The sequence below is a fragment of the Planktophila turicensis (SeqCode) genome (genome assembly GCF_965234405.1).
Classification (GTDB): Bacteria; Actinomycetota; Actinomycetes; order Nanopelagicales; family Nanopelagicaceae; genus Planktophila; species Planktophila turicensis.
Map to the genome: position 1 here is coordinate 46,500 of NZ_OZ248346.1, position 25,991 is coordinate 72,490.

The window sequence follows — 25,991 nt, forward strand, 5'->3', positions numbered from 1 at the left end:
TCGTTTAATCTTCCTCTATCGTGGACTTCCAAATAGTCCAGACCTGGTTCGGATCCGCTCGATAGCTGACATTCGATTTCTCGGTACTCAAAACATTATTTAATACTTTTTGTTGGACTCTTTCACTCTCACCTTGCAACTCTGAAACTCGATTCATTGAACAAGTAACTACGACGTTAGGTTCTGAGTCATTAACCTCACGCATAATTAGAGAGTCATTCGGCATATTTACCCAGAAGACAAAAACACGAGTTGCAGATGAGTAACTTCTATCCGCGAAAAAAACATTCGCATTTTCACACAAATTCAAAATTCTACTTCCCGAAGGTATTTCCTTTTCAAAGAAATTTTGCAGTTTTCTCTCGGCCACTGCTTGGCTTTCGGGAACATAAAGCTGACGACTTATTTCTGTAGGGAATTGAACCCGTGCTTCAGAAAGTTGACTGATCATAGGCAATGCATTACTTAGGACAGCGACCACAATAAGAACAGCCAAGACCGTCCGTTGCCTACTTTCCTCATTAATCAGTGGGCCAAACTTTTCAAGCGTAAACAGGACAACCAAGACCACCCCTGGAACCGACCCCCACCAGAAATGCATTTGATCAAATAATGGAAATATCTGGATTTGCGAAGCCAGTGAAAGTAGCAGAAGAACATTCCTGACTGCTAACTTCACTCCCACATGTCCCAAATTTTTGCGCTCCAAAAAAGTGAGTGCAAACTGAGAAAAAATCGAATAAATCAAAACCGCCAAGTAATAGCAGATCCAAAATCTGCGAGTAATTACCGTCGAAACATCAACTATGCCCAGGCCACGAGAATTCAGATATTGGATGCTGAAAGTAAATACACCAGTAAGCGAAATAGCAGAAAACAGTAACAAAGAGCGATATCTAGAAATTAATTTAATTGCTTTAGGAACTTCCGCAGTAAGTCGAAAGATTGCAAGAAAAATCAAAGTTCCAACAATAGTGAAGATTGGCAATGGGTAAGAACTCTTATCTCCCCTCAAATAAACTGATCCGAAAATGAATTGGTCACTTAATGCGTCCGCAAGCCAGCCATGTGCAGCCAGAAATAACATCATTACAACTGTAATTGAAATGAAACCCAGAAAGAAAGTCAGGCTAAGTTTGTATTTCCTCGAAATCAGTAGAGCAGCCAATGAAATAATTAGTGTACTTAATCCAACCTGGATGCGACAGAAAAAAACTAGTGCAATCAGGATGCCAGCTAGAAATATCTTCACATTCGCCATGAAATCCTGGTCTGGTTTACTCAACACATCTACATGTATTAGAACTATTCCCGCAATGAGAGGCATAACTAGTGAGGATGGCCATGGCACGAGGTCTGAGCCAAAATCGGTTACAAATGGTTGTGTAAAAAAGAACAGTAACAAAGTGAGAAATGAAGTCCTGGCGCCCGATAGTTTGAGGGCAGTTTTCCAGACTAGGAAGGCAGTCAACAAGTAGGAAAGGATCGTTATCATGCGGAGAACAAGAAAAATCCATGTATTTGGTACGAACCAAGTCAGCCCCCCAAAAATCAAAAGCCAAGAAGGTCCATACTGATTGAAGGGCCAGTCAGAATTTGAATGTAACGCCTCTCGAAATTGATGTACAGACGTGAGAATCAAGCCGTCATGGTGTGAATCAAAACCGATGAATGCTAGAGGTATCCAGATGAGGACCTCTAGACAGAGAACAAATCTCCACCAAACAGGAATCTGACGAGTTTTGGGTACGTCCACCGACAAAATTTTACTCATGGATTGAATTAAATACCATTAATCTTGCTCTGCCTAGCTCAGCAGGATATCTACTGTAATATATCTCTAACGCAATTTTACCAATCATTATTGGCGAAATCTCATCTGTAAACAAAGACCTTCGGTGAGATCTAACATGTTAGTGGGAATCAAACAATGAAATGTTTAGTTACCGGTGGTGCTGGTTTTATTGGGAGCCACCTAGTTGACCTCCTTCTTAAAGAAGGCCATTCGGTCATAGCTCTAGATAACTTGAGTGTTGGCAATATGAAAAATTTAGAGAATGCTTTAAGGCAATCAAATTTTGAATTTCACTTGGCTGATGTATCCTTGAAAAGCGAAATCGAAAGATTCTTTTGTGACGTGGAAATTGTCTTCCATCTTGCGGGACTAGCAGACATTGTGCCATCCATCGAAAATCCAGATGGATACTTTAATGCGAATGTTATTGGCACTTACAACGTTGCACAACTTTCGGCTTCCGCCAATGTTAAGAAAGTTGTGTATGCGGCTTCTTCCTCTTGCTACGGGATACCAGAACAGTTCCCAACAAGCGAAGGATCTGCGTGTAATCCACAATACCCGTATGCGTTAACCAAGTATCTTGGCGAACAAGTGCTTATGCACTGGAATTTGGTCTATGACTTGCCTGTGAACAGCCTTCGTCTTTTCAATGTTTACGGACCGAGGGCGAGAACATCCGGTACATACGGCGCAGTATTTGGTGTTTTTTTGGCTCAGAAATTGGCTGGCAAGCCATTCACGCGTGTAGGAGATGGCAGTCAGACTCGCGATTTTACTTATGTCTCTGACGTAACTAGGGCCTTCTACATGGCAGGCATTACCGACAAAGTTGGATTGATTATGAACGTCGGCTCTGGAGGCACCTATTCTGTGAACAGAGTTATTGAACTACTGGGTGGGCCAGTTGTGACTTTGCCCAAGCGCCCAGGGGAACCTGATTGTACTTTTGCGGACATTTCTACAATCCGCAAAGAACTATCGTGGGAGCCGTCAGTTGACCTATCTGAAGGAATTTCAAAATTACTTGAGCATATAGAAGACTGGAAGGATGCGCCGCTCTGGGATGTTGAGAGTATCGAACGGGCCACAAAATCTTGGTTTAACAGTCTGGGCAGATAGTATTTCACAATGAGGTCTAACGCCCAAGAGATTCAAAAAAAGGTTGTCTCTTCTGAAGAAATCAGTTCGATATTTGAATCCATCCGCAAATCAGGAAAAACGGTGGCGATGTGCCATGGTGTATTCGACTTAGTTCACCCAGGCCATATTGCACATTTTGAGGCAGCGATGAAGATTGCTGACATTCTGGTTGTGAGTATCACTGCAGACAAATTTGTAAATAAAGGCCCAGGCAGGCCTCTATTTACAGAAGAGATCAGAGCAAATTCAATTGCGGCCCTGGTTTATATTGACTATGTTGTTGTGTCCAACAGTGCAACCGCTCTTGAGATGATTTCAAGCGTTAAACCAAATTTTTATGTTAAAGGTTCGGACTATTCCAATGAATCCGAAGATGTCACGGGCATGATTTCAAAGGAAAGAGCTGAAGTTGAACTGCATGGGGGCGAGTTGGTTTTTACCGATGAGCTAACATCAAGTAGTTCTAAACTGATAAACAACTATTTTTCAAACTTAACCAATGAAGCGCAAAGTTGGCTACAAGAATTTAAGCAGGCAGATGGTTATTCACAAGTGGAGCAATGGCTAAGCAAAATTCAAGACAAGAAAGTATTGATAGCTGGCGAAACCATTATCGATCGCTACACAGTCTGTAACCCTCTTGCAAAATCGAGCAAAGACCCGATCCTCGCTTTTCAAATTGGAGATTCTAATTCATTTCCTGGTGGCGTACTCGCGATTGCAAATAATTGCAAGAGCTGGGCAAGTGATGTCTCCGTTGTGACGTTCCTCGGAGAGAACCCAGGTGAAGCACTTGAATTATTTAAGACAATCAACCCTGAATTACATATACAGAATGTTTCGATTGCTGGACGTCCTACAATTTTGAAGCATCGGTTCGTGGATGAAAAGTCCAACTCCAGAGTTTTTGAATTTTATGACTTCGCAAATAAAGACCTGCGAGAAAGTGAGTACAATGAAATTGGAAAAATTCTCGGTGACGAGCTTGCAACGTCCGATGTTTTAATCGCAGCAGATTACGGCCATGGTTTCTTTGGGAATAAACTCATTAGTCAGATTGCCAAGGATTCCACTTTTCTAGCTGTAAATACCCAATCTAATGCAGGTAACCGTGGGTACAACACAATTTCAAGGTATCCCCGCGCTGATTTGGTTTGCTTAAATAGCGGTGAATTGGAACTTGAGTACCGGGAACGTAATTTAGATTTCAGGCGGATTGTTCCGGAAATCCTTAACCGGATGAGTGCTTCTTATGGAGTTGTAACGCTTGGTGGTGATGGATTGCTAATTTTTGGAAAGAAAGGTGAGTATTCCCATGTTCCTGCGTTCGCGACGAAGGTAATTGATAAAGTTGGTGCAGGGGACGCCGTGCTTGCCATGGCTTCACTTTTGGCTTCGGTTGGCGCAACTGTGGAGGTGATTGGTTTTGTAGCAAATTTGGTGGCTGCCCATGAAGTTTCTCAACTTGGCCATCAGTCGTCACTCACTCTCGGTGCAATCAGAAAGCAAGCAAAAGCCATTCTAGGATAGGGGAGTTATGAAGAACCGATTGGTAGTTGTAATTGGAGGAGCTGGTTACGTTGGGTCAGAACTAGTTCAATTCTTGCTTGACGATGGTTACCAGGTAAGGGTATTGGATACCTTTTGGTACGGCAGAGAGCATTTAGAACAGCTTCAATCCCAAAGTCTTGTACTTGTCGAGGGAGACATGCGTGATCTAAACGTTATTGAAAAAGTTCTAGAGGATGTTACCGACGTGATTCACCTAGCCTGCATTTCAAATGACCCTTCATTTGATTTAAACCCCTCACTTGGAAAATCAATCAATTTGGACAGCTTTGAGCCAATCGTACTAGCAGCCAAAAGAGCCGGAGTTAAGAGATTTATTTACGCCTCATCCTCATCGGTCTATGGCGTTAAGTCAGAAAGCAAGGTGACAGAGGAGCTTTCGCTTGAACCGCTGACCGACTACTCAAAGTTTAAAGCCGAATGTGAAGGAATTCTACTGCTACACGCAGATGATCAATTTGTATGCACGATTGTTCGACCGGCAACAGTATGTGGAGTTTCGTCAAGACAGAGATTTGACCTCTCGGTAAATATCTTGACAAATCATGCAATAAATATCCGGAAGATTACTGTCTTCGGTGGTTCACAACATCGCCCCAATCTCCACATTAAAGATATGTGTAGGGCATACTTAACAATTTTATCCAAACCTTCGGACATTATTGCGAATAAGATTTATAATGTGGGTTCGGATAACTTGACCCTTGATGAAATTGCATCAAGAGTTAATCAATTTGTTAGCCCTACAATTCCAGTTGTTCATCAGGATACAAATGATTTACGTTCATATCGTGTTGATTCCGAATTCATAAAACAAGACTTAGGTTTTGAACCTATTTATAAAGTGGACGATGCGATAAAGGACTTAGTCCTAGCTTTCAACAAGGAGTATTTTGATTCGCCACTCGAAAATTCTAGATACTTCAACATTAAGAAAATGAAGGAATTAGGATTGGGATGAAGAATGGTCCCCAAAGCTTTGGGTTCGACCTGGACAATACGCTAATTGATTATGGGCCTTCGGTCGTTGAGTTCTGTAGGATGCGGCATTTGCCAGAAATGACCTCAGTGCAAGATCTAAGAAGATACCTGCGGGAATCCTTGGGAGGTGATGATTCCTGGCAAGAAGCGCAATCTTTTCTCTATCTAGATGGTCTGAAATTCGCTCGTCCTGCGGATGGTTCTATGGAGTTCCTCGATCATGTGTCGAAAATAGGAGTAAACCTATTCATAATCAGTCACAAGACGAGGACCACCCAAACAAGATTTGGAAGTCTGGATTTACGTACTCCCGCCCTTGAGTGGATAAAGAATTCGGATTTCAGTAAATTTTTTAAAGCTTCAAACAATATATATTTTGCTGAGACGCGAGTAGAGAAAATTCAGGAAATCAGCTTCCAGAGACCTAAATGGTACATAGACGACCTCGTTGAGGTATTAGCCGATTCATTCTTCCCCATCGATACGATTCCTTTTCTCATTGGAACTAGTGAGTCAAATAAAAATAATATAACCACAGTCCGAGACTTTAATGAGTTAAGGAAAATTTGGAAGCCAAAAACGTGAGTGAAGAGCTAGCTGGCTTAGGAATTCCCAGTTCTTCGATATTCGAACGATTTGTGGGAGGGAATAGCGAAGTAATCAAATTCAAAAATCATCAGGAAAAATTGCGCGCTTTGAAAGTATATAGAGGAGATCAAACAAGAGTATCTCAAATGATTGAGAAGGAAACTAAAGCGTTAAGTTTTCTCTCCGATAACGGATTTAAGAATGTGCCACAGCAAGTCGTCTCACACCCAAGTTTAAAGGCGATTGAGTATGACTGGATTGAAGGTGAAATAGCTGACACGACGGACGCTTGTCTAGGAGCGATAGCAGAGATGCTGAATAGCCTTATGAAATTGTCCTCACGAAACTATGTGTTCGATCTAGCTGTGGATTCGATTGACGCCCCATCAGAGTTATTGGCACAAATTCAAAGCAGAATAAATAGATTGGAGGACAAAAACTCCAAGTACGTAAATGAACTCCGGGAGAAGATAGAAGTCTTCAGAAACACAAAAAATATAGGCCTTCCTTTTGGTCAACGAATACTTAGCATGTCGGACTTAGGTTCGCACAACATGATTGCACAGAACGATAACTACTTTTTTATCGATTTTGAATTTTTTGGTTATGACAGTTTCGCAAAACTTTGGGGCGACTTCCTCTTACATCCCAGGAATCACTTCTCGGCAGCGCAAATTTCTCTGGTTCAACCTTCAATTGATGTTGATTGGGAACTAGTCTGGCTAGAACTTGAGAAATGTGTACCCGCCTTGGCGCTCAAATGGTCTTTAATTACACGGGGCAGAGCAGAGCGAAATCTAGGTAGCGGCCAGAGCGATGATGAAACCAGCAAGTTATACTGGAGGAGTGAAAAGTATCTCGACTTCTTTGATTTCCTACAAGATCATAACGATGGCACACCTCTGATGACTTTTCATGAGTATATAAATGCATAACAGCCCCGATTCAGATTTTAGAGTTGATGCACTGGATATCAAACTCGACGGTAAATCGAGGGAACTTCGAGAAATTGTCTTAATGGCTTTGGAAGGAGGCGGTCGGGGCCACTTGGGGCCGGCACTGTCGTTGCTAGAAATTCTTCGGGCACTATATGAAAATGTATTACATCATGATCCCGCCAAACCGACTTTGGAATCTAGAGATAGATTTATTCTGAGTAAAGGCCATGGAGTTTTAGGGCTCTATAGCGTGCTCGCATCTCAAGGTTATTTTGATCAATCCGAATTAGTGGATTTCTGTAAATACGATTCGCGATTTCCTGGACACCCAGAAGTTGGCCAGGTTCCAGGCATTGAGTTTTCGACGGGATCATTAGGACATGGCCTCCCGGTAGCAGTGGGTGTAGCTGCAGCAGCGAGAATTAAGAATCAGAAATGGAGAACCTTTGTTCTGATAGGTGATGGTGAAATGGCAGAAGGTTCTATTTGGGAAGGCGCTCTGCATGCCGCAAAACATCGCTTGGGGAGTTTGCAAGTAATCGTGGATTACAACATGATGCAGGCTTCGGGAGACATCAGGAACGTCCTCCCACTCGGAAATATTCTGGATAAATGGCGCGCATTCGGATTTGAAGTTGATGAGGTAAACGGACATGATGTTGAGGCAATAACAGAATGTCTCAGTAAACCATTCCACCCTGAGGGTCAACCAAAGTTTCTTCTGGCACATACAATAAAAGGGAAAGGGTTCGCTGAGGCCGAGAATTCAACTCGCTGGCACCATAAAGCTAAAATTTCGCCTTCAGAACTTGCAAATCTGAGAATTTCGGATGTAAACAGATGAGACAAGCTGCCCTCAATCATGTTTTTACCTTGGCTAAAAGGGATAATCGAGTAGTTTTCGTTGGATCCGATTTGGGAGCAGGAACACTCTCTGCAATGAAAGAAGAATTCCCATCAAGGTTTTTTATGGAGGGAATTGCTGAACAGCACATCGTGGGGTTCTCGGCCGGTTTAGCAAAAGAGGGGTTTATTCCTTATCTGAATACCATAGGCACATTTTTTTCTCGACGATCATTTGAGCAAATTTCGATTGATGTTGGACTTCACAAACTTCCTGTAAGAATAATGGCTAGTGGAGGTGGAATGGTCTATGCCCCTCTTGGACCAACTCACACCGCTATTGAAGACTTAGCTTTGATGTTAAGTATTCCGGGCATGAAAGTATTTGCACCCGCGGATGCTGACGAGATGATAGCCGTGCTTGAATATTCACTATCTGATGCTTCACCAATGTATATAAGATTTGGTAAAGGTGGAGAAAGGATTGTGACTAGCGGTAGTAAACAACCTGTCACTCTTCCCAAAATATTTGGTAATGAATCTTGTGAGATCCTTATCTGCACTACCGGCATAGTTCTTCAGCACGCACTTGATGCCAGAGAGATCCTCAGTAAAAGTGGCGTTGAAGTGACAGTGGCTCATTTTCCGTTTCTAAACGATCTCAGAATAGATTCGCTTAAATCAATACTTGCTCGAAGACCCAAAATGTTTGTTGCAGAAGAACATGTGCCGGTTGGAGGGTTATTCACACAATTCCTGCACCAGTTACACGGGTCGGGCATCGATTCCACTGGGTTAGTTCAACTGAGTTTAAAAAATGAATTTAGCCATAAGTATGGATCTCAGATAGACCATCTGGAGAGAAGTAATCTGACAGGCGAAACGATGTCCAGATTTATACTCGGATTACAGAAATAACCTAAGATAAACCCATGGGAATCGAACGGAATTTTGTTACAAGCCTGCATATGTCTACGAAGCGTGATTATTTGGGTCGAATGATTGACTCAAAGGTAGAGGCTATGAAGGTTGCCAAGAGATATGACTCCGAATATTGGGATGGCGATCGCAAGTTTGGGTATGGTGGTTACAAGTACATGCCGGGAAGATGGGCAAAAACGGCCCAACAGATGATTGATACCTATCAGCTGAAAGCCGGAAGCAAAATCCTTGATGTAGGTTGTGGAAAAGGGTTTCTCCTATATGAAATGCAGTTGATCGAACCTGGCCTAGAAATCCATGGATTCGATATCTCGGAGTACGGATTGGCCAATTCTCACCCAGAGTTAAATGCAAAACTATTTATACATAAGGCACAAGAGATTTTTCCGTATGAAGACAAATCTTTCGACTTGGTAATCTCACTTGGAACTTTGCATAATTTGCATGTCTATGAGCTGGAAACCGCCGTGTCTGAAATAGCGCGAGTTGGACATCAAAGCTACATAATGGTGGAAAGCTTTAGGAATGAGCTTGAAATGTTTAATCTGGAGTGCTGGGCATTGACAGCAGAGTCCATCATGGATGTCGAAGAATGGCTTTGGCTTTATAAAAAGTTTGGATTTACTGGTGACTATGAATTTATTTTCTTCGAGTAATTCAACTTACTAATGAAGATCAAAACCACCGAGGCTGCCATCCTGGTTGCATCCAATTCAGACTTAATTCTTGATGAAATACAATTCCCGGAGAAGTTGTCCTCTGGGCAAGTACTCGTAGAATTGATTACTAGTGGGATTTGCGGGGCCCAGATTAATGAAATCGATGCAGTTAAAGGGCCAGACCGATTCCTCCCTCATTTACTTGGGCATGAGGGGTATGCACGGGTTCTTGAAGTTGGTGACAGTGTTTCCACCGTAAAAGAAGGAGATGAGGTCGTCATGCATTGGCGCCCAGGTTCTGGAGCGGAATCAAAACCGCCTAGTTACACCTGGAGAGATAAACCTCTTAACGCTGGTTGGGTGACGACATTCAATAGACATGCAATTGTTTCTGAAAATAGGTTGACTCAGATTGATGCAAACGACGTTAACCCAAATCTGATTCCGCTTCTTGGATGTGCTTTAACAACTGCACTCGGGGTCTTGGAAAACGAGGCCAAAGTCAATTTCCGGGACCACCTTCTTATTTTTGGAGCTGGTGGAGTTGGTTTAACGCTATTAAAGGTTGCTAAATTTATGAATGTATCGAAAGTTACAATCGTGGACATTAATCAGGAGAGGCTCGCCGTGGCTCGTGCGCTAGGTGCGGATAGAGCAATTTTATTTGAGAGTAAAGAACAAGTGTTGAGTCAAATATTTGCGCACAAGGATTGGGGCCTTCCAAATGTTGCAATCGACACCTCGGGCAATGTATCAGCCATTGAAATTTGCTATGAGAGTACACAGCCAGAGGCAAGAATAGTTCTTGTAGGCGTTCCTCGATTTGGTGAGACGGTCAAGATTTATACTCTGCCTCTCCATTTCGGAAAATCTATGATTGGCTCAAAAGGTGGCGGATCTATTCCTAATACGGACATACCCGCTCTCCTGGGATTGCTAAAAGCGAAAAGGATTGATTTTAGTGATTTCCCTACAAAGTCTTTTGAATTTCAGGAGATAAACAATGCGTTAACTTCCTTGCGAGAAGGCCTCGTTGGAAGAGCCATTCTTAAGTTCTGAGACTCCCGCCATGACGATTTTTCAAAATAAAGGAATCGAATTTGCCTCGGGAATTTTCCACGCATTAAATTGGGATACTGATTTTTCAGAGAAGAATCTCGAGGAACTTTTTGCGGAGGCTAGGAAGAGTCAGAAGAATAAAGCAAGATTTTGTCTTCATCCGTTGGCTAGCGATGTTATGCAGGTGACAGTACTTGCATTTGTTAGCCCATATTCTGATTTAGTGCACAAGCACCCACATCGCCCAGAAGTGATTTTCCCAATCCGCGGGAAAGCAACACACCAGACCTTTGATCAAGATGGTGCTTCAGTCAAGAGCGTGCTTCTTGATTCAGAAAACCCAACGCTTCTATCTACTGCGGCGCATAGGTGGCATTCACTTGAGGTGCAGTCAACCGAATTTGCTATGATAGAAATTGGAACAGGTCCATTCCTGGAGGATTCAACAATTTTCAGGTAACAATGAACTACAACTTTTCTTTAGGGGAAAAATTCGCAGGGTTAGCGAAATCAAGACCAACTAATTCTTCGATGTCCGATTCCCACCAGCGCGTTTCCAGGAGCCGTAAAATCAAATCTTCACTAAACCGAAAACGGATTACTCTTGCTGGATTTCCAACCACTATTGCATAAGGTGGCACATCTTTTGTGACCACACTTCCGGCCCCGACTACACATCCGTGGCCAAGCTTCGTACCAGCAAGCACCACAGAATTATCGCCAATCCAGCAATCAGAACCTATCTCTGTTTGAATTTTAGTCGGACGTAATCCACTTTCAAAGTTCTTGGAGAAATCTTCTGAATAACCCCATTCTTCAAGGCTTTGACCCCACTGAAAAGCGCCGATAGACAGATAGCTTAGCGGGTGATTAAACCCACCAATTGACACCCTAGATCCGATTAGTGTAAATCGATCCACAATCGAATCTGAAATATAGCTACTCACCCCAATATTTGAAAATGATCCAAAGGTTGATCGGTTAATTGTTGAATACATTCCTACCACATTATGACCACTTAAAAAGGAATTTCGAATCTCGGCTAGTGGGCATAAGGTCAATGTCCCATCTAGTAACTTTTTTTCATTGGCTGTAGAGTCATTGCGTTCATTAATCGCTACAATAGGCATCGTACGCCTCCTTGATATCCAAGACTACCCGAGTGGAGTTTAAATGCGAAGCCGCCGATTGACGGAATGTAGATTGTGCGGTTCTGCAAATCTTAGCGCCATTCTGACATTCCCAGATTCTCCGGCAGGTGATCTCTACAAGCCTCAAAGAGATCTAGCAATCGAACTGCCCAGATTTCCATTGGGGTGTAACCTTTGTGTTGATTGTGGTCACGTCCAACTTAATTACTTCGTCGACCCATTTATGATTTATTCCGAATACATCTACATCACAAGTGATTCTGTAGGATTGGACAAGCATTTTGAGAGTTATGCGGATGACTTACTTGGTTATGTGCACTCGACCAAGCCTCGAACCATTCTCGAAATTGGGTGCAATGACGGAACGCTGCTAGAAAAATTGTGCCGCGCTGGACACACCGGAATTGGTTTAGATCCTGCGGAATATCCACTCAGCATTGCGGCCAGCAAGGGGCTAACGGTCGTTCATGACTATTTTTCTGCGGAGACCGCGACCCAGATAGAAGAATCCTATGGAAAAATGGATATCATCATTGCAAATAATGTGCTCGCAAACGTAGAAAATCTGAATGAAGTTTTTAGCTCCTTCAAGTCTCTAATCTCGAGTGATGGTGTGATTGTATTTGAAACAGGGTATCTTGAGCACGTCATTTCTAAGAAAGTCATAGATAACATTCATCATGAACACATTGATTATTTCTCAGTTACGCCCCTTATCGGTTTCTTGAAGAAATTTGACTTGTTTATTGACAGAGTAATAATCAATGAATCCAAAGGCAGTTCAATAAGGATTTTTGCTAAGCCAGGGGCAAGTACAAGAACTTCCTCGGATGTTGAGGCTATCGCATCAAACGAAGTGGCTCAAGGTTTCTTTGATGTTGAGAAATACTCTAAGTTAAACCTAGAAATTCAAGAAGAATCCATTCGTATCAAGAATTTAATTAAAAAAGCTCGCAGTCTTGGGCATCAAATAGTGGGATACGGAGCAGCCATAGGATCAACCACATTGATTTTGACGCTTGATCTCGAAAATGAGTTCGATTTCCTGGTTGATGACAATCCGAGACGAGTAGGTCAGTACGCACCCGGGACTGGAATAAATGTGAAGTCGCTAGCTGATGTTAATTCTGCAGAGTGCACTGTCGTCATTCTTGCGTGGAGGTATGAAGACTCTATTTTACCCAAATTAATGAATTTAAAAACAGTGCGATCTGTAACATCTATATGGTCCAAATGAATTTCAAGGTACGTTCATACTTAAGGAGAGACTCTTATGTCACTAAAGTCGATATATCTGCCTAGGCTGACTGACGCATTTACAAAATTGGATGCTGAAAAAGTTCTAGAATCTATAGCTTTAATGACTAAGAAACTTGATGAACGAAGAACCATATTCATTATCGGTAACGGTGGAAGTGCTGCTACAGCGAGCCATTTTGCAATAGATTTAGGGAAAACTAAAACGAAATCAGGAATGCCAGGTTCTGCAATAAGCCTTTGTGATAATTCAAGCATTATCACCGCGGTAGCAAACGACAATTCCTTTGAGAAGGTCTTTAGCAGCCAATTAGAGATGCTAGGCAAATCAGGAGATTTACTAATTTCTATTTCGGCATCAGGGAAATCACCAAACCTGGTCCAGGCTGTGGAGTATGCAAACGCAAGCGGCATTGACACTTTATCGCTCGTGGGGTTTGATGGCGGGAAATTGAAAGAAATTTCTTCACTCTGCCTTCACGTGCCAACCGAATTAGGTGACTATGGAATAGCAGAAGATGCCCATTCCGTAATATGTCACTTCATAACTGAGCAATTACGAAAGATCTGAATCTTTCGTGAGTAATGACGCCTCTTTCGATTATTTAATCGTCGGATCTGGAATTCTGGGGCTAAGTATTGGCATCAGAATATTGCGAAATAATTCTAAACTTAGAGTGGCAATAGTAGAAAAAGAAAGCACCCCGGGAAGCCATGCAAGCACTAGAAATTCCGGTGTTTTGCATGCGGGAATATATTATGAACCAAACTCCCTGAAGGCGAGATTCACTGCAGCCGGGAATGCTAGCCTGAAGAAATACATTCGTGACAATGACTTGCCTCTGCTAGAGACAGGCAAAATCCTTGTAGCAAAGAATGACGAAGAGTTATTGAGGCTTGAAAGATTAGCAGTGTTAGCCAAGAACTCAGGTGCTCGTGTTTCACTTTTGGATGAAAATTTACTTGAAAGTATTGAACCATTAGCTAAGACTTACAAGAAATTCTTGTGGTCACCTGATACCTGTATAGGTTCACCAAAGCTGGTATTGCAATCGCTAGTTTCTGATTTTCAGAAACACGGTGGGAAACTTTTTTTGAATTCTGAAGTAAGAATTATTCGGAACAGCAAGGTCGAAATAAACCAAAACCAGGCTATTAAGTATCGTGTCTTGATTAATTGCGCTGGAACAGGCGCTTTATCACTTGCCAAGATGGAAGGCTTGGGAGAAAAGTATAAACTTCTACCCGTACTGGGATCATATTTATCTTCGGATCTAAAGAAATTACCTTTAAACACCCTGGTTTATTCCGCCCCTCATCCCTTGAGCCCATTTTTAGGGGTGCACTTCACACAAACTATTGACGGCAAGATAAAAATAGGTCCAACAGCTATACCACTTCTGAATCGCGAGCAATACACAATTAAGACTCGATTGAAAATGAATGAACTGATGGAGTCTCTCGGATCACTTTACTTATTACTGACTAGGGATCCTATTTACGCCTCAAAAGTTCTAACAAATCAGTTAATGAACGGTACTGCAAAGGGAATGATCAAGAATTCAATTGAACTTGTTCCAGATGCAGCCAAGGTTGAAACCTGGAACCGTGAACCTGCAGGAATTCGTGCACAATTACTTAATTCCCAGAATGGAAAAATGGTGGATGATTTTATTGTTGAACGCAATTCAAGTTCGGTCCACATTTTGAATGCAGTTTCACCAGGCTGGACCTCTGCCTTCCCATTTGCAGATTATGTTCTAGAGAATTTTCTTGGGCTCAGTTCAAGCGAAGTTTAAGGAAATTCATTATCAGATGGGAATTTTCTAGAAAATTTGAAACCGTAAGATCTGGTTTTAATTTCGCCAGTTCGTCTAAATTGAATTTTCCAGACGCAACCGCAACAGAGTAGGCATTGAGCGTTCGAGCAACTTCGATGTCTGCAGGAGTATCGCCAATTACTATTATGGAATGAAATTTTCTGAAATCAATTCCTGCCTTGGCTTTTGCTGCAATTTGTTGCCGATTTTCTCCTACACCACAAGTAAACAGGAAATTTGAATTAAAAGTATCCACCAAATCCACCGCACCAAGTTTGCTCATAGTTCTTTTCGGTGTATTACCAGTAAGGATGCCGTGCGTAAATCTTCTTGCAGTTTCAGACTTGAAAAATCCTAGTATCCCGGGGCAAATTTCAAACTTGGATTCAGGATCAATTCTTTCGGATTCTCTATCAAGTGACTCAAGTGACTCGCGTAGTAGCGCCAGGTCATATTCAATCCCTTCTTGTTCAAGAATCTTAGAAAGGATTTCTGAATCCGTCACCCCGGGAGTCTTAAACTTAGGTTCATTGACGGGAAGCCCCAGATTACTTAGGGCTTGACAGTGGAGAGACTTGCCCGGGGGTCTCTGCGAGTTAAGAATGGTTCCATCGATATCCCAAAGAATAAGCGAATCCACTTTTTAAGCCTCAACTCTCTAAAGATCAGTTGTATCTCTACTTGCATTGTAGGATTCAATCCATGAATCGCCTCAACCAACGGATTAATCACCTGTTGAGAAGGTTGAAACAGTCGGCGATTTCGCGCTGGAATAGAGTATGGCTGACTTTATCTTGGAGTTTGATTCGCGGCAAATTAGTTATGCCGAGTCCAGTTGAGGAATTGAATTTTGTATCTTCAGGTCTGTTTCCAAGTAAATATTTTGACTATTATCGTTTGCAAGAGATTAATTGGTTTGAAGCAGAGAGAATCTCACGAGCTGGCAATTATCATGCTGCCGTCAGAATCAGACACGAAATCCTTGAAGAACTTTATACATTTAGTGAAGTCACGGCCCCTGGGTATTTCCCCCCAGTGCTTGGTACCCAATGGACGTCGAATTTCGGTCATCTCGCTTGTCTCGGTCACCATGTGCTGGCTCAAAAGCTTGGAGTTATTCCAGAAGGGCGACGCTATTTAATAACCGACGGCAAATCACCTAATGAACAGTTGTTGCAATCAGTCAGCCAGAATTTCACTCCAGTGTTTCAACCTTCTGGAACCCGATGGAGTGAAGCACCAAGTTTCTGGCACTTCAGCGAAAGATTGCGAACAGTTAGGGGCCATTCGAATTTCATTGACTTGAATGAATTGTTTGACACGATATTCATTTCAAGCAATTATCAGAAGCTTGTCAGTGAAGATTTCTTCTTGAAGTTAGACCTGGAATATACAGAGTCGGCACGAATTCAGCTTGAGAGTATGGGGCTCCCCCGAAATGCAAAATTTGTTGTACTGCATGTTCGGGAGAGTATTGACATTACAGATCCCCGAACTCAACCGCTGGACTCATTCTTTGATGCAGTAAATGAAATCACTTCTCAAGGGTTTTGGGTGATTCGGATTGGCGATCGTGGAATGAGAAAACTCCCAACTTCTAGGATGGTTATTGACCTAGTTGGAGCGATTGGTGCTGGAGCAAATCTGCACGCTTATGTTTTAGCAAACTGTCTATTCTTCTTGGGCACGGCATCGGGACCTTCTTGGGTCTCTCGCCTTTACGGGCAACCGTCCTTGCTCACAAATTTGAATTGCGTTGGCATCCAGGCGAATCGTGCACCAAAAGGCAGCATACATATCCCCAAGAGATACATCGGCAGAGATAAGCACGAACTTTCTTTGAGTGAACTTTACTCTACGGGACTCGCATTTGGAGAAATGAGCCTTAAAGAATTGAATGTTCGAGGAATATCACAAATCAGCAATTCCCCGCGTGAAATTTTAGAGGCAACCAAAGAAATTCTGTCGAATGTTAGCGGATGTTTTTCAAGTAAACTTCAGACTGAACAGCTGAGAATTCGCGAAATTAGAGAAGATTTCAAATCCATTGCTTGGGGGAATTTTGCAGACTCATTTATCGAAGAAAATCCTAACTGGCTGCGATAATTCCAAGGCACATCAAATGTGTCTAGTAGAGGAAGGAGCACAAATATGAGTCTTCTCCTGCTTGTGATTCCAACAAACAGGATGGCTCGGCAAGTATTGGACACATCTGAAATTGCCTGTACCTGTGGATCCAAAATTAACACCGGACAAAATCGTATTCGATTCCTAGTTGACTTCTTAGATGAACTATTGAACGCAGTGAATTACAAAAGTGGCTACAAAGTTAATGTGCGAAGAAGAGTGCTACTTTTGCTTAGAATTCTCATTAAGAGACCAGCCCTCCTATTCCATTTGTGTTTTAAATCAAAAACCTACACACATTCTCAACCATCAGTGAGAAGTGCTCATGAGATAGTTATCCAAGAAAAGCAGACATTGTGGTACACAACATCCGCAGGCAGATTTGGTTTCCCGTGGAATTATGAAGCGCAATCCAATTCTCTCAATGCAGTTAGACGTTTAGACTTGAGCTTCTTGATAGGTGTATATTCAAGTTCTGATTTAACATACGACAACCACGATAGCTATTTTGATATTGATATTGATACTTTTACAAAACACTCTGAATCTGACAGAAAGCTTTCTATTGTCAAATCAACTTGGAAAAAAACGGAACTCCGGCAGCTTTCGAATTCGAAAGTTTTGCATGGCACAGTTATTACCAAGGACGGAGTTGTTCACTTGCAGTACCTTGAAAGTTATAAGGCCCCAACAAGTCCTGACAAACTACCGAACTCTCTTTGGTACATAGAGAGTGAACTATCTCATCCTCAGTTTTCATCTCCAAAGCCGAGTCGAGACGCTGGCTACTTGTCTGAAGCAATTCTAATTTCGTCTGAAGGTGAAAATTTCTACCATTTTATCTCAGAATCTCTTAGGGTTCTTGCATTCTCGAGGATTTCCGGAAATAACTGTTCCAACATAATTATTCGTAGTGGTCTCCCGGAACAGTTCTATGGACTAATCCGAATGATTTCCCCTGAATCAAAAATAGTAAAAGTTGGCAAGAATGAGTCAATTGACGTTGGATTATTGCATTTCGCGCAATTCGAAAGCCCGCTTTCTCAAGACCCAAGATTCTTCTTTGACATGAAGCCATCGGAGGTACTTGACTCCGATGAGTTTTTGGTATGGCGATGGATTAGGAGCATGTTCGATACTAAATCTGGAGCAGTGCAAAGAGTTTATCTCCCTAGGGAAAAGTTTGAGTCTCGGGGTCTATTGAATTCTCAATCCTTAGGATCGAATCTGTCCGCCCTTGGTTTTCAAGAAATTAAGATGGGTGAAATGGATGCAAACGCACAGATTCAGTTGTTTAGGAATGCATCTATTTTCTTTTCGGCATCTGGTGCTGGTTTGCTAAATACAATATTCATGCCGGCTAATTCGACTGTGATTGAATTAAGGTACCCGACCGGTGCAAGTTGGGAATTCTTACCCCACTTGTTTGACATAAATTATGAATTTGTCGAAATCAATAAATTGTTTTCTGGAAAAATCTGGGAAAGTCTTGATGTCTATTTAGCTCCAACACGTGATGTTTTGGCTAATTTATCTAGATTTTCAGAATAGATGGAATATTTCAGTGTTCCATGGCTATCTTCATGACCTGAGTAGCATAGGAACAATCACCTAATGCATATAGAGAGCTTTTGAATTGATCGGATGAAGTAATTCCCGCTGAGTATGCTGCTTCCTCTGGGCTACCGATCAGAAGTCCTTGTCTTGATTGGAGAGATTCGACAAATGAAGCGGCTCTAAAAAGACTTTCAGGTGTTCCCAAATCAAACCAAGCGTTTCCTCGCGAAATTTTTCTGATTTCCAAGTTGTTATGATCAAAGTAGCTCTTTAGTAGATCAAGGATTTCCAATTCCCCCCTTGTAGAGGGTTTCAAGGTATTGGCTCTTTCCACTGCAGAATTGTCGAATTTATATATTCCTGGTATCGCCCAATTGGAAACAAAGGTTGATGGCTTTTCAACTAATTCTTGAATTGAATCGTCTTTGTCACTGAAAGCGACCACCCCGTAATCTTCAGGATTACTCACTCGGTATGCGAAAGCAACCGCACCACCTTCAAACTGAATATTCTTTAGATTTACACCAAATTCAGGTCCATGGAATAAGTTATCGCCCAGAATGAACCAAAAAGATTCGCCTTCCAAGAACTGAGAAGCGAGACTAATGCCTTGAGGAATCCCTCCAGGTCTGGGTTGTACTTGATACGAAATCTCAATTCCGAATTGTTCCCCACCGCGCAGTAAAGTTCGAAATCTATCCAACTCTGTTGGAGTAGTTACAACCAAGACTTGCGTTACTCCTGCATGAATGAGCGTTGAAAGGGGATAATAAATCATCGGTTTGTCATATACAGGCAAAAGCTGTTTGCCTGTAGCCAATGTGCACGGCCTTAGCCGGGTTCCTTGCCCCCCGGCAAGAATTATGCCCTTCATAAACTCAACCTTTCTTGGCTTGTCTTAACCCATTCCGGGTTGCCAAGGTACCACTCGTAAGTTTGAAGGAGCCCTTCATGAAGTTTGTAGATTGGATTCCAGCCAAGCTCTTGTCTTATTCGAGCATCATCTACTGAATAACGAAAATCGTGACCTAAGCGGTCTGGGATGTACTCGATTGACGAAGTTGATTTTTTTGAAATTTTGATCAATTCACCTGCAAGTTGGTTATTGGATAGCTCCGTTCCCCCAATATTGTAATGAAAATTCCGCAGTCTATCTTCTTTCATCAATAGATTAATCGCGCGGCAATGATCAATCACATGCAACCATTCCCGCCTGTTCTCCCCGTCTCCATAAACGCCGATACTTCTATTTTCGATAATTGAAGAGATGGCTGTAGGAATGAATTTTTCTACACTTTGTCTCGAGCCATAGTTATTTGCACATCTTGAAATGACTACATTCACTCCATGCGTATTCCGATATGCATCACAGAAGAATTCAGCCGATGCCTTAGATGCCGAGTAGGGACTTCTTGGAGCAAGCGGAGAATTTTCATTCCAGGATTCTGTCGCAGCTGAACCATAAACTTCATCTGTCGAAACTTGAATCATTTTCTTTGCAAAGCCTAACTTAACTAGCTCCAGAAGATTTACTGTGCCTCTAATATTTGACTCAATGAAGGGTGACGAGTCTTTTATGGAGCGGTCTACATGCGACTCGGCTGCAAAGTTCACGAAACAGTCAGAATCTTCAAAACCTTTAAGAGAATTTTCAAGTGAACCACGATCTGAGATATCTATTTTTTTCAAGGTAATTTCATCCCTCACGGCTGAACTCAAGTTCAAATCATTTGCCGCGTAAGTCATTTTATCCAAGACCAAAATCTGATGGTTATCTTGAAGCGCAAGTTCAACGAAATGTGACCCTATGAAACCCATTCCCCCGGTAATCACGATTTTCATGCTCTTAGAGTAGACGATTCATGATTAAGATATGATTTTAGGGTGAAGATAGATTTGAGAACGATTTCCGGTATCTTTCCCTCAATTTCTGGAACCTTAGGCGTGCTCGACGCCCCGGACCTCCCGTTCAATCCACGTCGCCTCTATTGGATTCATTCAGTTCCCAAAGATGAGAGTCGAGGAAATCATGCTCATAAGGAGTTGAATCAGTTTTTTGTTGCGCTAAAGGGTGAAGTGAGCATTGAAATCTCTTCCAATAAGCAGAAAGAAGTTGTGACTCTTGATTGTGACAGTAAAATTCTCGTTCTAAAATCTGGTTACTGGAGGAAACTTTTTAACTTTTCTCCTGATGCTGTCATATTAGTCGGGGCAGATTCTGAATACAACTCTAATGACTACATACATGACTGGGATGAATTCTCAGCGTGGAGGGAAGAGAACTTTGACTAGGGACGTTCCGTATTTTTCTTTTTCAATGGCTCCTGCAGAATTGAAATCTAAATGGAAGAATGCTCTTGGAAATGTTATTGACCTGGGAGTTTTTATTGGTGGCCGACAAGTTTCTGACTTTGAGTCTGAGTTTTCAGAATTCTTAGGTGTTCGGGAGTCAGTTGGAGTTGGTAACGGCCTCGACGGATTGACAATTGCTCTAAAGACCCTCGGGATTGGCCCAGGTCATAATGTTGCAGTGCCGGCCCACACATTTATTGCCTGTTGGTTGGCAATTGACTTGGTTGGCGCAACCGCGATTGGAATAGATGTAGATGCGAGTGGTCTGATTGATTTAGAAAAACTCAAGGACTGCGATGTAAAAATAGATGCAGTGATGCCCGTACATTTGCATGGTGCAATGGTTGACATGCAGGAATTAGTGACATGGACTTCTACCAAACAAATTAAAATAATAGAAGATGCTTCACAAGCACATGGAGCAGTTCTGCAGGGAAAATATGCAGGTACTTGGGGTGATGCGGGAGTATTTTCCTTGTACCCTTCAAAGAATTTGGGTGCTACTGGAGATGCCGGGATTGTCACTTTTAAAGAACTCGCTCATTCAGTAGAAGCTCGATCAATTCGAAATTACGGTAGTAACCCGCAGAATAAGTATGACCATAGAATTCCCGGTATGAATAGCCGACTTGATCCCATGCAAGCAGCAATTCTTTCAGTCAACCTGCCATTCCTCGATATGTGGAACGAAACGAGAATTACACTTGGAAGTCGATATACATCACGACTCAGCGGCACTTTCAAGATTCTTCAAGATGAGTCCCACTACTCCGTTCGGCACCATTATCCGATTTTGGTAGCTAATGCTTCAGATTCCATTGAGTACTTAAGCAAATTTGGTGTTGGTGTTGAAAGACACTATCCCGAAGTAGCGGCAAGTGCATACCAACGGTTTAAGGATTTGCCAAAACTAAACTTTGAGAACGCAGAGGCTATCTCAAGGCAAACAATCAGTTTGCCCATCTCCCAATGGCACACAATGGATGACGTGGATTATGTCTGTGATGTTCTCCTTGCAGGATACAACAAAGGAGTTATTAGAACTTGAAAATTCTGCATTTGGCTACTTCCATGGGCGGCGGTGCAGGTAGAGCGGCACTCAGGATTAAAACCGCACAAAATCATTTTGGGATCGAAGCAACTATCCAAAGTAGAGATGCGATACAACTCTCAGGAGGTGGAGAGCTAACGCCAATTCAGATTAGCCCTCTCAAGCAAATTGAATCTAGCACGTTAACTTTCTTACAGTCCAAGTTTATCCAGAACTCAAATGATCTTGTCACTCCACTCAGCATCTCCAGTATGAAACTTACCAAGAATGAATTAAACCAGTACGACTTGATTAATATACATGCGACATACAACTATTTAAACTCCAAAAGTATATTGAAGTTAAGTGAATTGAATAAACCACTTGTGTTTACCCTGCATGACCAAAGGAGTTTAACCGGTGGGTGCCACTACTCGCGGAGCTGCATGAATTACCAAATAGATTGCTCCCCTTGCCCCCAAGTGAGAAATCCGTGGAACTTTTTGATAAGTAACTCATTCAAGGCTCAAAGAGAAGCAATCGCGAAGATTAAGAGAATAAGTTTTGTCACGCCTTCTAATTGGCTAGCGAAAATATGCCAAGATTCAGCAATCGGACAAGGAATTTCAGTATCAGTGATTAATAATCCAATCCCATCGAATTACTTTGCTGACCAGCCAGTGAGAAAAGCAAGCGGGACCCTAAAGATTGGATTTATATCTGCAAATTTGGATAATCCGTACAAAGGCCTAGATGTACTGATGGCGACGCTAGATTTACTGTCCTCGCGGCCCGGTGAGAACTATTCTCTAAAGTTAATCGGTCAAGGCAAATTGCGCGAAGCTACAAAAACAAATCGCATTACGCAAGTTGTTGCCAACTCCGACGAAGAGGTAATTTCGGAAATAATCGATTTGGATGTATTAGTTGTGCCAAGCACAGAGGACAACTCGCCTAGTGTGATCGGCGAGGCGTTAGCCTTGGGGGTCAGGGTCATTGGCTCGAATGTAGGAGGAATTCCAGAGATTTTACAAAAATTTGGGATGCCTACGTTTGAATCTGAAGACTCAAAGTCGTTAGCTGGCCATTTGAGCAACTTAACGGATTCATTTGATCCCACCAACGTAAGGTCGTTAGCTAAGGAAGTTTTTGGTGAAGAAAATATCGCAAAACAATATTTTGAGTTGTATGACAGCTTGATCTAGAAATAGTTGAAGTTCCCTGCGGCTCGATTAGAGCGTTCTTTAAGTGAAATCGAACGTGCATGTTTTCCTGAGACTAAATCAAAAAATTGTGTAATTCTCGTTGAGAACAGGTGACGAAATGCAATTCCGTAAAAATGCTTTTTTAACCAGTCATTAACGTCGTGATTGAAACTTGGTGCACATTTGGGCACATTGAATGAGGCGGGCACATGATTCAACCATTGAGAGTGATTCTTTGTGTGCGTTGCCGCCGAATCAAAACCAACATTTGAAACTAGACTGGCTTGAGGCAGAACAGCTTCCGCGCCATGCGCGATCATTTGGGCGATTAAGACGTTATCCCATGCGTCGACTATTCCGAGAGATGAACGACGGGAACCTGCATTCCAATACTGACGTTCAGATGGATCAACAAGAGACGATGCGCCAATAGTTTTTGGATTCAAAATCAAATCCATAACAAGTCGCCACTTATCTCGACTCGTAGCCCACCCCCAAATCAATGCATAGCGCGAGGTAATCCATGCATCATCCATCAAATGTGACGGCGCAAACTGTGTTCCGCACGCCATCCATACATTCGAATGTTGCTCGATAATTGCTCTCGCTGAAAGCGCAAAATTCATAAAATCTTCAGAAGGAATGCAGTCATCTTCAAGAATTATTCCGTACTCCTCATTGGAAAAAAACCAATCGCATGCAGAGAGCACAGCAGCGGAGCAGCCAACATTCTCTGAATGTTTTGCAATTTTGATTTCAAGTGGCGAATTCTCTTGCATTCTTAAGAGCGAGAGAAATAGAGTTTCTGATTCAGCTTTAGCGAGTGCGTTCTCAAGATTTGCAGAGTCAAGCGCAATATAAATTTTGGTCACACCTGACTTAGCTAAAACTTCAATGATTCTTAGCACAGGTTCTGATCTTCGGTAGGCAATTATTAGTGCGGGAATTGAAGGATTAGACAGTGTCATTGCTTTATCATTCTCCTAATTCTTCTCCAGATTGCCTGCATTGCAGACTTACAAAAAACTGAGAACACAAAAATCTTTTGCGGTGGCAAACTTGAATTTTCAACCGCACGTTTGATTACTTGGGCTTCCTTTTCGGATTTGAACATAGATAAATTCTTAGAATGAATATGCAAACTATATAAAGGGATTAGCTCTCCATTAGACTTGAGACGAATAGATGGGAAAGTACGATTCTCTGTTGTGACCAATGTCAACTTGCCGACATCTAGGAAAGAATTTGGGTCTTTTTTTCTTAAAATTGAAAAACCTCTTGCATTTCGAGGATCATCACCAAAAAGGAACCTACCAAAATCAAAACCGTCAAAGGCGGCTTTAAAATAAATTTCAGAATCAATCACCTTCTGGCGGCAAGATAGAGCCTCTAAACTCCGTGCATGTGAAAATCCTGATGGTAGAATGGACACTAAATCAGGAAATTCAGTCATAAAGTTAAACAGAACCAGCATATCTGTGGTGGAAGAATTTTGCCGTGAGCATTCAAGTGAGTAATTTGCAAGCAGTTTCGCTGCGGAGTGATTTCGAATATATAAGGTACTTGCAATTGCCTGGGAATCACTAACAATAGGAAAAGCTAGGTCATACTTCAATTCACTCAAAGTATCGAATGGAAAATCATTCGAAATCAATACATCTGACTCAATATGTAAAAATGGCGCCTTATGTACCTCAGCAAAATCCGAGAGGGCAAAAAATCGTGCAAGGGAAGTCAACCAAAAATTTCCACGAAAATCTTTAGGGTGAATTAGTGAAGAATTCAATTCATGCCAACGATTATCTTGGCTTAGATGATGTATTCGTAAGTTTCTACCTCTTAAGTGACCAACATCCTGGTCTGTCAGCAGGTGAACATTCCTCGCGGGGAAAAGGCGCAATGATCGCTCGATGTTTAACTCTAAATGCCGGGGCAATTTAGTGTTGAAGTGTACAAAGACCAAATCCATGCTGAGTACTCTACAGGTGGCTTAGAGAGAGGAGGTTACTTCGTAATTGAACCCCGCTGTTGTACTGTTTGCAGATGATCCAGAATGTTAAATCTTTCTGCCTACGTATTATTGATGCACTACATAGATTTCTTCTGTCGACATTTGTGGGCTTTCACAGCCCTAGGTCACTAGGCTCTAGACGATTGAGTGATAGCGAAAAAACTCCTTACGTCAGATGTATCGGTGCAATAGCGAGCAGTAAAGACCTGAAAAAGAGATTCAGACGAGTGTTTATGTACAGGGAAATAGTTGAAACCGTCTCTTACGCACAGGGAAAGAGGTATCTAGATCGATTAAACACGCTAAATAAACAAGAAAACTTAGATATCTCTTCTTATGCTTTAAATGATTTGATAGGAAACCCTATTACCTATAAGTACTCAGCTTCCTTGAAAATTAGTCCAACAACGCTTAGGTACTTGAGTGTTTCAAGCGAATTGAGGGAAATCTTCGGAAATCAACTAGGCGGGAGTTTTGTAGAAATAGGTGCAGGTTACGGTGGCCAAGCCGCAATTTTGATGAAAGATTTCGACGTTACGAGTTATTCGATTTTTGATCTGCCAGATGCTCAGTTAATTACAAAGTATTTTCTGGAAGAACTTCAAACATACGCGCTTGTAAGAATGTGCACTCTAAGTGACAACGCCAAAGAAAACTATGACCTTGTCATCAGCAACTATGCGTTCTCGGAACTCCCAAGGGAAATACAGGACCTTTACATCACTCAAGTACTTCAGAAATCTAAACGTGGATACTTAATAATGAATAGCGGGCTGTCAGACATTACTGGCCGCCAAAATGGGAAACACACCCTGACTGAACTCAAAGAGAAATTGCCACCCTTTGATGTTTATGAGGAGTCGCCAAGCACCGGTCCCGATAATTACGTAATTGTTTGGGGTCATGAGAAATCTCGAAACCCAGTAGTTTGATGGCGAGACCTGTGCTAAAGCGAAGCGTTGAA

26 protein-coding genes are annotated in these 25,991 nt (G+C 42.1%); 19 read left to right on the top strand and 7 right to left on the bottom strand.

Going from position 1 to position 25,991, the window contains the following annotated elements:
- Positions 1 to 4 precede the first annotated feature (4 nt).
- On the bottom strand, positions 5 to 1,774 hold the full coding sequence (locus tag AC8GFK_RS00205; protein ID WP_506625232.1) for a hypothetical protein: 1,770 nt from the start codon (positions 1,772 to 1,774) through the stop codon (positions 5 to 7).
- 156 nt (positions 1,775 to 1,930) lie between these two features.
- On the opposite strand from AC8GFK_RS00205, the gene AC8GFK_RS00210 reads away from it, so the two are divergent.
- The 10 genes from AC8GFK_RS00210 to AC8GFK_RS00255 are packed head-to-tail and all read left to right on the top strand — an operon-like array spanning position 1,931 to position 10,977.
- On the top strand, positions 1,931 to 2,917 hold the full coding sequence (locus AC8GFK_RS00210) for an NAD-dependent epimerase/dehydratase family protein (RefSeq protein WP_506625233.1): 987 nt from the start codon (positions 1,931 to 1,933) through the stop codon (positions 2,915 to 2,917).
- Between the two features lie 9 nt (positions 2,918 to 2,926).
- The gene (locus AC8GFK_RS00215; protein WP_506625234.1) at positions 2,927 to 4,468 is read left to right on the top strand and encodes a PfkB family carbohydrate kinase; all 1,542 of its coding nucleotides are present in this window, start codon (positions 2,927 to 2,929) and stop codon (positions 4,466 to 4,468) included.
- Between the two features lie 7 nt (positions 4,469 to 4,475).
- Positions 4,476 to 5,468, top strand: a complete 993-nt coding sequence (locus tag AC8GFK_RS00220) for an NAD-dependent epimerase/dehydratase family protein (RefSeq protein WP_506625235.1) — start codon at positions 4,476 to 4,478, stop codon at positions 5,466 to 5,468.
- On the top strand, positions 5,465 to 6,073 hold the full coding sequence (locus AC8GFK_RS00225) for a hypothetical protein (RefSeq protein WP_506625236.1): 609 nt from the start codon (positions 5,465 to 5,467) through the stop codon (positions 6,071 to 6,073). Before AC8GFK_RS00220 ends, AC8GFK_RS00225 begins: the two co-directional genes overlap by 4 nt.
- The gene (locus tag AC8GFK_RS00230; protein ID WP_506625237.1) at positions 6,070 to 7,011 is read left to right on the top strand and encodes a hypothetical protein; all 942 of its coding nucleotides are present in this window, start codon (positions 6,070 to 6,072) and stop codon (positions 7,009 to 7,011) included. The genes AC8GFK_RS00225 and AC8GFK_RS00230 overlap by 4 nt, the downstream gene beginning before the upstream one ends.
- On the top strand, positions 7,004 to 7,858 hold the full coding sequence (locus tag AC8GFK_RS00235) for a transketolase (RefSeq protein ID WP_506625238.1): 855 nt from the start codon (positions 7,004 to 7,006) through the stop codon (positions 7,856 to 7,858). Before AC8GFK_RS00230 ends, AC8GFK_RS00235 begins: the two co-directional genes overlap by 8 nt.
- Entirely contained in the window at positions 7,855 to 8,775 is a 921-nt protein-coding gene (locus AC8GFK_RS00240; protein WP_506625239.1) for a transketolase family protein, read from the top strand. Before AC8GFK_RS00235 ends, AC8GFK_RS00240 begins: the two co-directional genes overlap by 4 nt.
- 14 nt (positions 8,776 to 8,789) lie before the next feature.
- Positions 8,790 to 9,455, top strand: coding sequence for a class I SAM-dependent methyltransferase (locus AC8GFK_RS00245; protein WP_506625240.1), 666 nt, complete (start codon positions 8,790 to 8,792; stop codon positions 9,453 to 9,455).
- A 12-nt stretch (positions 9,456 to 9,467) separates the two neighbouring features.
- Entirely contained in the window at positions 9,468 to 10,517 is a 1,050-nt protein-coding gene (locus AC8GFK_RS00250) for a zinc-binding dehydrogenase (RefSeq protein ID WP_506625241.1), read from the top strand.
- A gap of 10 nt (positions 10,518 to 10,527) precedes the next feature.
- Positions 10,528 to 10,977, top strand: a complete 450-nt coding sequence (locus tag AC8GFK_RS00255; RefSeq protein ID WP_506625242.1) for a WbuC family cupin fold metalloprotein — start codon at positions 10,528 to 10,530, stop codon at positions 10,975 to 10,977.
- Between the two features lie 7 nt (positions 10,978 to 10,984).
- Here the strand turns inward: AC8GFK_RS00255 and AC8GFK_RS00260 are convergent, their stop codons facing one another.
- Positions 10,985 to 11,647, bottom strand: a complete 663-nt coding sequence (locus tag AC8GFK_RS00260; RefSeq protein ID WP_506625243.1) for a CatB-related O-acetyltransferase — start codon at positions 11,645 to 11,647, stop codon at positions 10,985 to 10,987.
- A gap of 73 nt (positions 11,648 to 11,720) precedes the next feature.
- On the opposite strand from AC8GFK_RS00260, the gene AC8GFK_RS00265 reads away from it, so the two are divergent.
- Genes AC8GFK_RS00265 through AC8GFK_RS00275 form a run of 3 tightly spaced genes read left to right on the top strand, consistent with a single transcriptional unit; the run spans position 11,721 to position 14,724 of the window.
- Positions 11,721 to 12,905, top strand: coding sequence for a methyltransferase domain-containing protein (locus AC8GFK_RS00265; protein WP_506625244.1), 1,185 nt, complete (start codon positions 11,721 to 11,723; stop codon positions 12,903 to 12,905).
- Positions 12,906 to 12,941: 36 nt separating this feature from the next.
- Complete coding sequence (locus AC8GFK_RS00270; RefSeq protein ID WP_506625245.1) at positions 12,942 to 13,496, top strand: SIS domain-containing protein; 555 nt, start codon at positions 12,942 to 12,944, stop codon at positions 13,494 to 13,496.
- Positions 13,497 to 13,503: 7 nt separating this feature from the next.
- Positions 13,504 to 14,724, top strand: a complete 1,221-nt coding sequence (locus tag AC8GFK_RS00275; protein ID WP_506625246.1) for an NAD(P)/FAD-dependent oxidoreductase — start codon at positions 13,504 to 13,506, stop codon at positions 14,722 to 14,724.
- Here AC8GFK_RS00275 and AC8GFK_RS00280 read toward each other — a convergent pair.
- On the bottom strand, positions 14,705 to 15,385 hold the full coding sequence (locus AC8GFK_RS00280) for an HAD family hydrolase (protein WP_506625247.1): 681 nt from the start codon (positions 15,383 to 15,385) through the stop codon (positions 14,705 to 14,707). The two genes, AC8GFK_RS00275 and AC8GFK_RS00280, sit on opposite strands and share 20 nt — an antisense overlap.
- A gap of 62 nt (positions 15,386 to 15,447) precedes the next feature.
- Here AC8GFK_RS00280 and AC8GFK_RS00285 point away from each other — a divergent pair, with 62 nt between their 5' ends.
- Both AC8GFK_RS00285 and AC8GFK_RS00290 read left to right on the top strand, forming a co-directional pair.
- The gene (locus tag AC8GFK_RS00285; protein WP_506625248.1) at positions 15,448 to 16,851 is read left to right on the top strand and encodes a TIGR04372 family glycosyltransferase; all 1,404 of its coding nucleotides are present in this window, start codon (positions 15,448 to 15,450) and stop codon (positions 16,849 to 16,851) included.
- 45 nt (positions 16,852 to 16,896) lie between these two features.
- Entirely contained in the window at positions 16,897 to 18,423 is a 1,527-nt protein-coding gene (locus AC8GFK_RS00290) for a glycosyltransferase 61 family protein (RefSeq protein WP_506625249.1), read from the top strand.
- A 10-nt stretch (positions 18,424 to 18,433) separates the two neighbouring features.
- Here AC8GFK_RS00290 and AC8GFK_RS00295 read toward each other — a convergent pair whose 3' ends face one another.
- Positions 18,434 to 19,303, bottom strand: coding sequence for a sugar nucleotidyltransferase (locus AC8GFK_RS00295; RefSeq protein WP_506625250.1), 870 nt, complete (start codon positions 19,301 to 19,303; stop codon positions 18,434 to 18,436).
- Positions 19,300 to 20,271 (bottom strand): dTDP-glucose 4,6-dehydratase, encoded by a 972-nt coding sequence (locus AC8GFK_RS00300; protein WP_506625251.1) that lies wholly within the window; start codon positions 20,269 to 20,271, stop codon positions 19,300 to 19,302. Before AC8GFK_RS00300 ends, AC8GFK_RS00295 begins: the two co-directional genes overlap by 4 nt.
- 42 nt (positions 20,272 to 20,313) lie before the next feature.
- Between AC8GFK_RS00300 and AC8GFK_RS00305 the strand changes: the two genes are divergently transcribed.
- The 3 genes from AC8GFK_RS00305 to AC8GFK_RS00315 are packed head-to-tail and all read left to right on the top strand — an operon-like array spanning position 20,314 to position 23,016.
- Entirely contained in the window at positions 20,314 to 20,721 is a 408-nt protein-coding gene (locus AC8GFK_RS00305; protein WP_506625252.1) for a sugar 3,4-ketoisomerase, read from the top strand.
- Positions 20,722 to 20,746: 25 nt separating this feature from the next.
- Positions 20,747 to 21,829 (top strand): DegT/DnrJ/EryC1/StrS family aminotransferase, encoded by a 1,083-nt coding sequence (locus AC8GFK_RS00310; protein ID WP_506625253.1) that lies wholly within the window; start codon positions 20,747 to 20,749, stop codon positions 21,827 to 21,829.
- Between the two features lie 23 nt (positions 21,830 to 21,852).
- Positions 21,853 to 23,016 carry a glycosyltransferase gene (locus AC8GFK_RS00315; RefSeq protein ID WP_506625254.1) on the top strand — a complete coding sequence of 388 codons (1,164 nt, stop codon included), beginning with the start codon at positions 21,853 to 21,855 and terminating at the stop codon, positions 23,014 to 23,016.
- Here the strand turns inward: AC8GFK_RS00315 and AC8GFK_RS00320 are convergent.
- Complete coding sequence (locus AC8GFK_RS00320) at positions 23,013 to 23,984, bottom strand: hypothetical protein (protein ID WP_506625255.1); 972 nt, start codon at positions 23,982 to 23,984, stop codon at positions 23,013 to 23,015. The two genes, AC8GFK_RS00315 and AC8GFK_RS00320, sit on opposite strands and share 4 nt — an antisense overlap.
- Positions 23,981 to 24,985, bottom strand: a complete 1,005-nt coding sequence (locus AC8GFK_RS00325) for a hypothetical protein (protein ID WP_506625256.1) — start codon at positions 24,983 to 24,985, stop codon at positions 23,981 to 23,983. The genes AC8GFK_RS00320 and AC8GFK_RS00325 overlap by 4 nt, the downstream gene beginning before the upstream one ends.
- 185 nt (positions 24,986 to 25,170) lie before the next feature.
- On the opposite strand from AC8GFK_RS00325, the gene AC8GFK_RS00330 reads away from it, so the two are divergent.
- Positions 25,171 to 25,959: a putative sugar O-methyltransferase gene (locus AC8GFK_RS00330; RefSeq protein ID WP_506625257.1), complete on the top strand. Its 789-nt coding sequence runs from the start codon at positions 25,171 to 25,173 to the stop codon at positions 25,957 to 25,959.
- Positions 25,960 to 25,991 lie beyond the last annotated feature (32 nt).